This is a genomic window from Bradyrhizobium sp. Kon69 (assembly GCF_055807515.1).
Window position 1 is genome coordinate 1 of sequence record NZ_JBVVOS010000060.1, and the last position, 11,985, is coordinate 11,985.

The 11,985-nt window shown below is 59.3% G+C and carries 7 protein-coding genes and 2 pseudogenes; 7 read left to right on the forward strand and 2 right to left on the reverse strand.

Translation table 11 applies throughout. From position 1 onward, the window contains the following. From AC0L3U_RS37740 to AC0L3U_RS37750, 3 genes are all read left to right on the forward strand, one after another. Positions 1 to 1,470, forward strand: a 1,470-nt coding sequence (locus AC0L3U_RS37740; protein WP_473364903.1) for an Ig-like domain-containing protein, incomplete at its 5' end; no start/stop codon positions are given. 39 nt (positions 1,471 to 1,509) lie between these two features. Continuing rightward, a complete protein-coding gene (locus AC0L3U_RS37745; RefSeq protein ID WP_473295516.1) occupies positions 1,510 to 3,420 on the forward strand; it encodes a type I secretion system permease/ATPase in 1,911 nt (636 codons plus the stop codon). Further along, positions 3,420 to 4,736, forward strand: coding sequence for an HlyD family type I secretion periplasmic adaptor subunit (locus AC0L3U_RS37750; protein ID WP_007606867.1), 1,317 nt, complete (start codon positions 3,420 to 3,422; stop codon positions 4,734 to 4,736). The genes AC0L3U_RS37745 and AC0L3U_RS37750 overlap by 1 nt, the downstream gene beginning before the upstream one ends. A 6-nt stretch (positions 4,737 to 4,742) precedes the next feature. On the opposite strand, the gene AC0L3U_RS37755 is transcribed toward AC0L3U_RS37750, so the two are convergent. Together AC0L3U_RS37755 and AC0L3U_RS37760 are read right to left on the reverse strand one after the other, a co-directional pair. Then, positions 4,743 to 5,861, reverse strand: coding sequence for a metallophosphoesterase family protein (locus AC0L3U_RS37755; protein ID WP_456765685.1), 1,119 nt, complete (start codon positions 5,859 to 5,861; stop codon positions 4,743 to 4,745). Between the two features lie 197 nt (positions 5,862 to 6,058). Further along, positions 6,059 to 7,333, reverse strand: a complete 1,275-nt coding sequence (locus AC0L3U_RS37760) for a Hint domain-containing protein (RefSeq protein WP_473295515.1) — start codon at positions 7,331 to 7,333, stop codon at positions 6,059 to 6,061. A 262-nt stretch (positions 7,334 to 7,595) separates the two neighbouring features. Here AC0L3U_RS37760 and gmd point away from each other — a divergent pair. The 4 genes and pseudogenes from gmd to AC0L3U_RS37780 form a co-directional block, all read left to right on the forward strand. Next, positions 7,596 to 8,436 (forward strand): annotated as a pseudogene (gene gmd / locus AC0L3U_RS37765) (GDP-mannose 4,6-dehydratase); the annotation flags it as partial. Between the two features lie 101 nt (positions 8,437 to 8,537). Then, positions 8,538 to 9,409, forward strand: a pseudogene (locus tag AC0L3U_RS37770) (GDP-L-fucose synthase family protein). A 1,452-nt stretch (positions 9,410 to 10,861) separates the two neighbouring features. Next, positions 10,862 to 11,869 carry an NAD-dependent epimerase/dehydratase family protein gene (locus tag AC0L3U_RS37775; RefSeq protein ID WP_473295514.1) on the forward strand — a complete coding sequence of 336 codons (1,008 nt, stop codon included), beginning with the start codon at positions 10,862 to 10,864 and terminating at the stop codon, positions 11,867 to 11,869. A 24-nt stretch (positions 11,870 to 11,893) separates the two neighbouring features. Beyond that, positions 11,894 to 11,985, forward strand: a 92-nt coding sequence (locus AC0L3U_RS37780; RefSeq protein ID WP_473364904.1) for a sugar phosphate nucleotidyltransferase, incomplete at its 3' end; no start/stop codon positions are given.

Genomic DNA, 11,985 nt, shown 5'->3' on the forward strand with positions numbered 1-11,985 from the left:
GCGACGACCTCGGGCGGCACCAGCGTTGCGTCGACGGCCCTGGCCGTCACGATCGATACGCACGCGCCGGGTGTGCCGACGCTGGTCGCATCGACGTCTGCAGCGACGCTTGCGAGCACGCATGTCGAGGTCCTGACGGGCACGGCGGAAGCCAACAGCACGATCACGGTGTTCGACGGTGCGAACAAGCTCGGCACCGCGGTCGCCAACGCCAGCGGCGCATGGAGCTATACCACTGCGGCGCTGTCGACCGGCGGTCACAGCTTCACGGCCACGGCGACCGATGCTGCGGGCAACACCGGCACGGCGTCTTCGCCGGTCTCGGTGACGATCGCCGCGGCGCCTGCGGCGCCGACGATCGCTTCGTTCACGACCGACAGCGGTGTTGTCGGCGACCACATCACCAACGACAACACGCTGACGCTGACGGGCTCGGCCGTCGCCGGCAGCACCGTGAAAGTCTTCGATGGCTCCACTCAGCTGGGTAGCGCCAATGTTGACGGCAGCGGCCATTGGTCCCTAGCGACGCCCACGCTCAACGATGGAATTCACAATCTCACCGCGCAGGATGCATCCGGCGGTCCCGCGTCGGGGACATTTGCGATCACGATTGATACACATGCTCCGACTGCGCCGACGATGGATGTTGCTTCGCAGGCCGGGACCACCGCGAAAGCCAGCACCATCGCCGACGACGTCATGCTCAAGGGCACCGCAGAAGCGAACAGCCTGATCAAGATCTTTGACGGCTCGGTCCAGATCGGGACCTCAACTGCAACCAGCACGGGGGTATGGAGCTTCGATGCGGGCAACCTGAGCGCTGGTGGACACGATTTGACCTCGACAGCGACCGATGCTGCGGGCAACACCAGTCAAACCTCCGCTACCACGCACCTTGAGGTCGATGCGCAGGCTCATGTCGAATTCACGAATCTTTCGGAGAACCGTTGGGGTGCCGTCACACTGAAGGGTACGGCCGATCCCAACAGCACTATCAAACTCTTCGATGACACGAAGGCCCTTGGTTCGGCCACCGTGGGGTCGGATGGAACTTGGACGTACACAACTAAAGCCGGCTTTCCCAACACCATTCATAAATTCACGGCGCAAGAAGTCGACAGCTCTGGGCACGTTGTTGCCAACAGTGATGGGGCCGCAATTCTGGGAACAACCGGAAGAAACGCACTCACCGGCACGAATGGGGATGACGTTTTCCTGGGTAACGGACGCATTGATACGTTCGTTTTCGCGGCCAACTTCGGCAATGACGTCATCAAGGACTTCCACGCCAGCGGTTGGAATCACGATGTGATACAATTCAACAACACCGCTTTCGACAGTTTCGCCAGCGTTTTGGCTCACGCTTCGCAATGCGGTGGCGATGTGGTCATCTCCGCCGGCTCCGACAGCCTCACGCTGAAAAACACGAAATTGAGCGCACTCGATAGCCACGATTTCCACTTTGGATAGCACTTGACGATTAGGGGCAGACGATTTTGCGGGGGACTTATGAGTGATTTGGGATCGCGGCGGGAGTTCCCGCCGCCCGACGCTTCTGCGGTCGAGGTTTCTCACTGGCAGGTGGCTAAGGCCGCAGTGGGGATCATCGTCGATCGGGTTCGATCGAAGGTCTCCGGCGGGGCGCTGGAGACAATGCGCTCCCGAATCTTCCGCGAGCGTGCAGGGGCGGATGCGGTCTACGGGGACGCGCGCTCCGAAGTACTCACCTTCGTCGTTTCTTGCCGTCGCATCTTTTGGGCTCTTGCGATATTCAGCGGCCTCAGCAATCTTTTGATGCTGAATGGCTCCTTCTTCATGCTGCAGGTCTACGACCGGGTTCTGCCAGGCCGCAGCATCCCGACTCTTGTCGCGCTGTTGGCCCTCGTGGCGATGCTATATGTGCTTCAAGGAGGGCTTGACCTGGTCAGAAGCCGGATAAGCCTGCGCATCGGCCGTTATCTCGACGAACGACTGGGACTGCGGGTCTTTGATGCGCTCGTCAGATTGCCCCTCAAGACGCGGGGCGACGGCGACGGGTTGCAGCCTTTGCGCGATCTCGACCAGGTTCGCAGCTTCTTGTCGAGCAGCGGCCCGGCCGCTTTGTTCGATCTGCCATGGATACCGATCTATCTGGGTATCTGCTTTCTCTTCCATTTTTGGATCGGAATAGCCGCGCTGCTCGGCGGTATCATACTGGTCGGCCTCACCGCTCTCACGGAAATTCAAAGCCGCGGTCCGGCCAAAGCCTCTTCACGACATGCAGTCCTGCGCAGTGCCCTTGCGGCTGAGGGACGACGAAACGCTGAAGTACTTCAGGCCATGGGAATGCGGCGTCAGGCCGCCGAGCGATGGCAGGACGTGAATCAGAAATACCTGGCGGCCCATGAGCGATCCAGCGATATCGGAAGCGGGCTCGGCGGCATTTCAAAGACGTTCAGGTCGCTTCTGCAATCGCTTATCCTCGCGGTCGGTGCCTATCTGGTCATCAATCAGGAATCTACTGCAGGTATTATCATTGCAAGCTCAATCTTGACTGCCAGGGGACTTGCTCCTGTCGAGATCGCAATCGCGAACTGGAAGGGCTTCGTCTCCGCAAGGCAAGCAGGTCGGCGCCTCGACGATTTGCTCAAGCTCCTGCCGCGCGAAGAAGAGCCGCTCGCGTTGCCGCCGCCGACCGGTGCCCTGGTCGTCGAGCAGCTTCATGTCGCGGCCCCGGGCTCCCAGAAACCCCTGCTGTCGGACGTATCGTTCGCGTTGAAAGGCGGGCAAGCGCTTGGCATCATCGGCCCAAGCGGAGCAGGCAAATCTACTTTGGCAAGGGCGCTCGTGGGGGTTTGGCCACATGCACGGGGCAAGATTAAACTGGATAATGCCGCACTGGAGCACTGGTCATCCCAGTCCCTCGGCAAACACATCGGATATCTTCCTCAAGATGTCGAATTGTTCGACGGCAGCATTGCCGTCAATATCGCCCGGTTTGACGTCAAGGCCACTCCTGCAGCGGTTTTGGGAGCCGCAAACGCTGCCGGAGCGCACGATCTCATCCTGTCTCTTCCCGACGCCTATTCAACGAGAGTGGGCGAGGGCGGCATGGCGCTGTCGGCCGGACAGCGTCAGCGTATCGGCCTTGCCCGCGCGTTCTACGGGAGCCCATTTCTTGTCGTCTTGGACGAGCCCACTTCCAATCTCGATTCAGAGGGTGAGGATGCGCTGACCGAGGCAATCCTTGGTGTGCGTCGCCGTGGCGGGATCGTCATCATCGTTGCTCACCGCCCCAAGGCCCTTGAAGGGGTCGACCACGTTCTGGTGGTTGGGGAAGGCAGAGTGCAGTCGTTCGGGCCCAAGGAAGAGGTACTGAGGAAAGTCTTGCGCACGCCGGTACCGTTGAGGGTTGTCGCCGACGGACAAGGAGGGGCGTGATGGAGGGCGAAGCCGCAACGCCAGCGTTACGATCTATTCAGCGCTACATGATCGTTGGCATTCTCATTATTTTATTTGCGACGTTTGGAATTGGCGGGTGGGCCGCGACCTCACAATTGACCGGGGCCGTGATCGGGCAGGGCGTTGTTGTCGTCGATTCGAGCGTCAAGAAGGTGCAACACGCAACAGGCGGCATCGTTGGTGAGATGCACGTGCGTGAAGGTGACCATGTCGATGCAGGGCAGATCCTGATCGGACTGGACAAGACCCAAACGCTCGCCAACGCCACAATTGTTATTCAAGGCGTCGATGAACTCCTTGCTCGTCAAGGTCGTCTCGAGGCGGAGCGCGACAATTCCGAGCAAATCGTCTTCCAGATGTCTTTGATCGAGCGCGCGCGCGACACCTCTTCTGTGGCTGCGCATGTCGTCGCTGCCGAGAAAGCCCTCTTCAGTTTGAGAAGGGAAGCCAGGGCTGGCCAGAAAGCCCAGCTGAGGGAGCGAATTGCGCAACTGGCGGAAGAAGTAAAGGGATATTCGGGCCAGGTCGACGCAAAGCTCAAGGAAATCGATCTGATCCGTCAGGAACTCGAGGGTGTTCGTGCCCTTTGGCAGAAGAACCTCATCCCGATCGCACGACTAACCGCGCTTGAGCGCGATTCAGCGCGACTTGAGGGTGAGCGCAGTCAATTGACCGGGGCCATCGCGCAATCCAAGGGCAAGACGGCCGAAATTCAGCTCCAAATGATCCAGATTGATCAGGATTTGCGAACTGAGGTCGGCAAGGACCTGATCGAAACGCGCGCAAAGCTCTCGGAGTTGTCGGAACGCAAGACGGCGGCGGTGGATCAACTGAGCCGCGTGGACATTCGCGCTCCGCAAAGTGGTCGTGTGCATCAACTGACAGTTCATACCGTTGGTGGTGTGATTGCGCCTGGTGAGCAGATCATGCTCATTGTTCCAGATGCAGACGCGCTTGCCATCGAGGTGAAAATCTCGCCGCGCGATATCGACCAGGTCTATTTCGGCCAACAGGCGGCCTTGCGATTTGCAGCGTTCAACCAGAAAACCACGCCGGAAATCGAAGGCACGGTAACAATGGTATCGCCGGATTTGACCGAGGATCGGAGAACCGGCAATAGCTTCTATACAGTGCGGGTGGGACTTGGCGCGGATGAGCTCGAAAAACTCGGGACCGCCAAGCTCGTGCCCGGCATGCCGGTCGAAGTGTTCATCAAGACGGCCGGCCGGACGGCACTGTCTTATCTGACCAAACCTCTGATGGACCAGGCTGAGCACGCGTTCAAGGAGAGGTGAGTTGGCTTAGTGCACAGTCGCTTGTCCGCCCACGTTCGATGCCAATTCTGAGATTTGTCTGACTGCTGAGCCTTCGATTGCGACGCAGGTCAGGCGTCCCGTCACGAAGGCTCCGGTGTCAATGTTCAGGCGGTTGGTCCGCACATCGGGGACACGTACTGGCGTATGGCCGTGGACGACGAAAGCCTCGAAGGGCGCCCGGAAATCGAGGAAGTCTTCGCGGATCCAGAGGAGATCGCTTTCGTCCTGCTGAGCGATGGGGATATTCGGACGAATTCCCGCATGTACAAACAGGACGTCTCCGCATTGAAACCATGTTTGCAGCGAGCCAAGAAATGCCCGGTGATCGTCGGGTAGGGTCGTGGCGAGTTGCACTGCGAGGTCAATTCGCTCCTGCATGTCGGGTTGCAGGGTGGGCTTCAGACCATAGGAGTGGAGCGTCTCAAGGCCGCCGCAGGTCCGCCATGAGTCCAGGGCCGTCGGATCCTGAAGAAAGGCTAAAACGAAGGTCTCGTGATTCCCTTTCAGGAATACGCTTTCGATTCTGGCTTTGCATTCGACTAAGATATCCAGGACGTCCTTCGATGATGGTCCCCGATCGATGTAGTCACCCAGGAAAACGAGAATTGGCCGTTCGGCCGGACTCCTTGTGTAGTCGGAATTGATATTTTCGAGCACCGAACGCAACAGGTCCGCGCGGCCATGGATATCTCCGATTGCATATATCCTCACGCCAGTGGGGAGGCCAGCCGGGATACGAATGCTTCGTCCCGCATCGAAGACCATAGGATGCGCGCTGCCGCTTCGTGCCGCCGGGCGTAATCTCCGTGCGCTATCCAAGCGTCTCGGTCTGGCCAATTGACCGGTCACCAGCCGGACCATCGTCAGAACCGGCTCGGGAAACGTTTGCCAAAACCTCGGTTTAAAGCTTCCGCCATGACCCGGCGCGTCGAACGAGGGCGGATTGGAGGAGGCTTCAAGCGAACCATCCTGATCACGCCAGGAGGAGGAGCTGAAGTTCCGATTTAAGACGTCCGATCGCCAAGCATGCAATTTTAGAGCACCGATCGAACCCAGGATCACGACCTGGGCGCACACGACGAGTGCAAGTTCGCCAAGGGTCATCCCCGTGCGATCCTGCCGCAGATCACCTCGCGCGCGCGCCAAGGCCCCGCGAGATAAGATCGGTCTATTGCCCCTCGTTGGCTACGGTTCATCGCGATACGCCATCAAAGATGTTGTGTCTTGGCCCAGACCCATCTATCCCGGATGCCCACCCTAGAATGTCCCGATGCCCGAGCGGCTCGTTCGAGCATGAAATATCAGGCGGCAACTATCTGCGCGCTGGACGCCGCCATATTAGTTACCCTTGCGGCGAGGAGTTCACGAACGACCCGAGGTACTTGTCGGTGTGCCTTGGCGCGGGCAAATGGCATTTCGACGATGGCTTTGCCTTCCGGGTACAGTTCCTCGTGTTCGTGCCAGTTGTCGAAGGCGAGACGATCGACATTGTCGATGAAAGTCTCCGCCGGCGTGTTCTCGGCCAGGATCAACGAGTGATGTTCAAGTTCAACATGATAGTAGGTGAACGTCAGAGGTACTTTGGTTTCGCGTACAATCGATGTGCCATTAACCAGCGCACCGGCCTGAATGAGCACACCCCCGACAAGGATTGCGTGATCAGGCGATAGCAGAAAATCGCGCGAAGGAACGCCCTCACCAAGGGCGTCGGCCCGAATGCGAACCGGCAGTATACGAAGCGGATCAGCGAACAGCATGGAAATGGTCTGACGCCCGACCCAAACCACTCGTTCCGGCTGGCCGTCGGACGTAACGACTCGGTCTCCGCGAACGATCGTCTCGACCGCACGTTCTCCGTCGGGCGTACGGATCATCGTTCCCGCCATGAAGCATGCCGCCTCCCGAAGCGCGATCGAGAATCCGCGCTGGTCCCTAGTCGGATACAATTGATCCATCTCATTAGGAGAGGTTGCTCCGGCCGACGTCAGATGTTCGTCTCCGACCATGATCTGCGGGAATTCGTACGTGTTCGAATTGGTGTTGGAGCGAACCGTCGTCGTCGGATCTGCTGTATAGTCCTCAGCGCCGCCCTTGCTGATCCAGACGCTGACGAGCGTATCGTTCGCGCTGGTGGTCGTAACCGAGGGGGCTATTGTTTCATCAACGTAGTCGCCCGTGTTGGTCTCGCCTCCGAAGACGTCGATCGGCGAGGTCGGGTCCACTCCCGAATAGCTCAGAAGCGTCCAGGAATAGTCCGACTGACTGGTCCAACCAAAATGGAGGTTATCGCTCTCGTTTCCTGTTGCGACCTTGTAAAAGACCGATGCGTTCGCTGGCACGCCATCGAGCGACAGCGCTGTATTATCAAGTTGTATCCAACCCGAAGGAGGCGTGACAGGGCCAGACGGAGGGCCAACAAGCGGTCCGTCCCCGTGGTCGCCGGTGTGGGGCACCAGCGGCACGACAACTGCGATCAGCAGATCGTTCGGATTGATCGTGCCGGCGGTGAGAGTAACGCCGGTCGCGAGCTGAAAATTGGAGTTCCCCGACTCTGCCCAGTTGAATTCGATGGCCAAGACAATACTCCTACCAACACCAATCTACCGCTAACGCAGGCCTAGTTCGAATGTCGAGCCGGCATTCCGAAGCGAGGAATTACGATTATTAAATTTTAAACCATTAAATCGATAAGGCAACAAAAAAAGTGCATTTAAAACCTTGGCCATTTGTCGCGGCGCATGGTTAATGCTTTGAATTACGTCAGATGCAAGCGATCTCCACTATTCGGCGTTCCACGACAAAAATCGATAGTCATTCGCCAGAAGCGTTAATGAGCTGTTCAGCACCGCGCGAGTCGATCATCTCTACCAGGACCTGCATGTCGGCAACTCCCGTTCCTGATGCACTACGGCGACAATGACGGATTCGACCCATCTGACCCGTCTGGTACAGCAGATCCGACCGACCGAAATCTACAATCTCGCTGCCCAAAGCCACGTCGCCGTCAGCTTCGAAAGCCCGGAATACACCGTCAATGCCGACGGCATTGGCGTCCTGCGCCTGCTGGAAGCAATCCGCATCCTCGGCATGGAGAAGGAGACGCGGTTCTACCAGGCCTCGACCTCGGAGCTCTACGGTCTCGTCCAGGAGATCCCGCAGAAGAAGACGACGCCGTTCTATCCGCACTCGCCTACGGCGTGGCAAAGCTCTACGGCTACTGGATGACGGTGAACTATCGCGAGGCCTATCGCATGTTCGCGAGCAACGGCATTCTGTTAAATCATGAGAGTCCGATCCGCAGCGAGACCTTCGTCACGCGCAAGATCACGCGTGGCGTCGCCCGCATCTGGAGCAGACGCTCTATCTCGGCAATCTCTCGGCCAAGCGCGACTGGGGCCATGCGCGCGATTATGTCGAGGGCATGCACAAGATCCTGCAAGCCGACAAGCCCGACGATTTCGTGCTCGCCACGGGCGAGATGCACTTGGGGCGAGAGATGGTCGAGTTGTCGTTCGCCCAAATCGGCTGACGCATCGCGTGGCGCGGCGAGGGCGTCGACGAGACCGGCGTCGACACCAAGACCGGCAAGAAGGGCGTGAAGATCGATCCGACCTATTTCCGCCCTACCGAGGTCGATCTCCTCGTCGGCGACGCCAGCAAGGCGCGCGAGGTGCTCGGCTGAACGCCGAAGCAGAGCTTTTTAGAGCTCGTCGCCGAGATGATGGAGAGCGATCTGGCGGTGCCAAACGGGCACGACGAGTTGCAAACGTACCGTTTGAACTGCAGGCAAGAGCGTCGCAGGCCATCACGGCATGGTCGGCAGCGCGCTTGCGCGCCTCAACTCATCACCGTGGACCGGCGCGAGGTCGATCTCCGCAAGGAGGCCGCGGTTCGACTGGTTCGGGAAGACGCGAGTGATCTTCCTCGCCGCTGCAAAGGTGGGCGGCATCGTCGCCAACAACACCCTGCGCGCCTTCATTTACGACAACATCGCGATCGCGGCTAACCTGATCCAGGCCGCGCATCGAAACGGCGCCGAGAAGCTGATGTTTCTGGGCCCGCCCTGCATCTACCCAAAGGACGCCGCGCAGCCCTTGCGCGAGGACTCCGTGCTCACTGGTCCGCTAGAGCCGACCAACGAGGCCTATGCGATTGCCAAGATCGCCGGGATCAAGATGGTCGGCCTATCGCAGCCAGTACGGATGCGACTTCATCAGCGTGATGCCGACCAACCTCTACGGCCCCGGCGACAATTATCATCCCGAAATGAGTCACGTGGTCGCCGCCCTGATCCGTCGCTTCCATGAGGCCAAGGTTTCGGGCGCGAAGAATGTCGTCGTTTGGGGCACCGGCACGCCGCGGCGCGAGTTCCATTATGTCGACGACATGGCAGATGCCTGCGTGCACCTGATGAACACCTATGCCAGTGCCGAGCTGGCCAATATCGGCACCGGCGAGGACATAACCATCGCCGAATTCGCGCGCCTGGTTGCCGAAATCGTCGGTTACAGCGGCGAGATCAGTTTCGATAGCTCGCGGCCCGACGGCACGCCGCGCAAGCTGCTCGACGTCAGCCGTCTAGCCGACTCGGCTGGCGCGCGACGACACCGCTTCACGACGGCTTGAAGCACGCATATGCGGCTTACCTCTGAATTTAGGCTGCAGGGAGCGGGGCAAGGCCTATTCGTCCCGGGTATGCTGCCGCGATCGTCTCTGCGGCATCAGTGAAGCGGTGATGCTGATCCGGATAGTTCCAGCAGCCGACCACACTCAGTCGCGACGCCTGGCTTCGGGGACATAGTTTCAGATCGTCGTCCGGAGAATAGTCGGTGCGCATTTGTAGATGACTGACGCCAGCCAATAGGGGCTGAGTCGCTCGATTTGGTGCGAAAAGTGCCTCGCGCGCCACTTGTCCGCAAGCCACCAAGGCATCTGCCCGTCACGGCCTGGGCTCTTACCGCACGGGGAATGACCGCGTATAGCGGCAGAATGAAGTGATCGAATCGCCTTCGAATACCCTCTTGCCATGGGCCATGCTAAGCAAAACGCAGGCGGGCGGGAAGCGAACTAGCTGCCAAGCATCCAGCCAATCGCCCTAACCAAATGGTTGTAGGCAGGACGGCGACAGCACCGGAGACGAGAAGGACCAATCGAAACGTGAGGGGCTCGTAGGCATCTGCAACGTGGCGTGCTCGATCCAAGACTGCAGCAACTTCGGCGGACCGGTAGCCACGACCGATCATTTCGCGCAACTCCCGCTCGTCGCGGAAGTTCAGGCTTTATGATCTGACAGCAGTCGTTGCCCTCTACGCTTCTGCTATTCTACTTGAAATCGTTTGGAGCGATACCAGTAAGGGCGCCTACTTCCTTCAAAGACAGGGGGCGCACTTCGCAGGACGGCGGGTCTCAAAGTTGGGTCGGCTTAGTGTTCTTAGAACTCTTGGGCGTCTCCACTGCGTATGAGATACCTGGTCCGCGTGTTCATTGCTCTGTTCTTTCCCTGTTAGGTGTCTTGATATTCCCTGATACGTTTGCGCGCGAGCATCGTCACTCTCGAGTTTTGCTGAGGTTTTCCGGTCTTTCGGCTTGGAGCCACCCGACTATGTGCCATCCTTTCGCTGTTTATTTCCCTGATTGCAGGGAAATAAGTTGCCGCCGATGTGATCTGTGCAAAAGGTCGGATCGCCCGCGAGGTTGGGAGTTGAGTACACAGGTTTTGGAGCGGCCGCCTCACCGCGACCATCCACGCCCACGGCGCCTAGATGTGCTGGCTCAAGCAGAAGTACGGCGCTGAGTTCGTCTGGCAGGCGGAGGGGGCCTGGCCGAGCCCTGCGCCGAATGCCGCCAGGTGCTGTTCGTTCGGTGCTCCCCGGGAACACTTGTTGAAAGACTTCCGGGCAGTCGGGAGCCCTTTATGGACGCGCACCTGATGTTGCGTCGGCAGGCAAAGGGCGCCCCTTCTGGTTAGCTTGGCAAGGCTGACATCCGAAGCGCCCGACATTAAGCTTGCCGATGCGATGGGGGCTGTTGTCCAATGCTGAACCCTTGCCTGGACTGGTTCAGTCTGGCAATGCGGTATATGAGGTCGAACAACGGAGTTTATTTTGGCCCCCGTGGTGGTTACCGGCGCTGCCGGCTTCATCGGCATGCATGTCTGTGAGCGCTTGCTCGCGCGCGGGGAACGAGTTGTCGGCATCGACGCAGTGACCCCTTACTATGATCCGGCGCTCAAGCGCGCTCGCCTCGAGACGCTCAAGCATGATGCCTTCACATTTCACGAGATCGATCTTGCCGACTTCGCTGCGGTGACACGTGTGTTCGACGAGGTCGCGCCCGACCGCGTGGTGCACCTTGCAGCGCAGCCCGGCGTGCGCGCCTCGATCGACGATCCCATCACCTGCATCCGCGCCAATTGTGATGGATTCGTCACCGTGCTCGAAGCCGCCCGGCGCCACGGTCTGGCGCATCTCGTCTACGCCTCGTCGAGCTCCGTGTATGGCGCCAATCGCACCTTGCCGTATTCGACCGAGCATTCGGTCAATCATCCGGTCAGCCTCTATGCCGCGAGCAAGAAGGCCAACGAGCTGATAGCGCACACGTTCGCACATGTTCACAAGCTGCCGGTGACCGGTCTTCGCTTCTTCACCGTCTATGGTCCATGGGGCCGGCCCGACATGGCCGCCTGGCTCTTCACGCGCGCGATCTTTGCGGGTGAGCCGATCAAGCTTTTCAATAATGGAAATATGTGGCGCGATTTCACCTACGTCGACGACATCGTCGAGGGCGTGATCCGCACCCTCGATCGCCCCGCGACGCCGAATCCCGCGTGGAACGCCGAGCAGCCGGAAAACTCGTCGAGCAATGCGCCGTATCGCGTCTACAACATCGGCAACAACCGCTCGGTCAACTTGGTCGAGTTCGTCGAGACACTGGAGAAGATCATCGGCAAGCCGGCGATCCGCACGCTTCTGCCGATGCAGGCCGGCGACGTCCTCGAGACGCGCGCCGACATTTCGCCCCTGCAACGCGACGTCGGCTTCACGCCCTCGACGCCGCTGGCGGATGGCTTGGGCCGCTTTGTCGACTGGTATCGAAATTATCACCGCGTATAAATCCCTCTCTTGAGTAGCTCACACGTGTCCCAAAAAATCATCCCCCTGATCATGTGCGGCGGTGCCGGAACGCGGCTGTGGCCGGCTTCGCGCGAGGTGCGCCCCAAGCAGTTCCT

Coding starts and splice junctions, on each gene's coding strand:
- AC0L3U_RS37750 (WP_007606867.1), top strand. CDS start 3,420: ATGGAGGGCGAAGCCGCAACGCCAGCGTTACGATCTATTCAGCGCTAC.
- AC0L3U_RS37745 (WP_473295516.1), top strand. CDS start 1,510: ATGAGTGATTTGGGATCGCGGCGGGAGTTCCCGCCGCCCGACGCTTCT.
- AC0L3U_RS37755 (WP_456765685.1), bottom strand. CDS start 5,861: ATGACCCTTGGCGAACTTGCACTCGTCGTGTGCGCCCAGGTCGTGATC.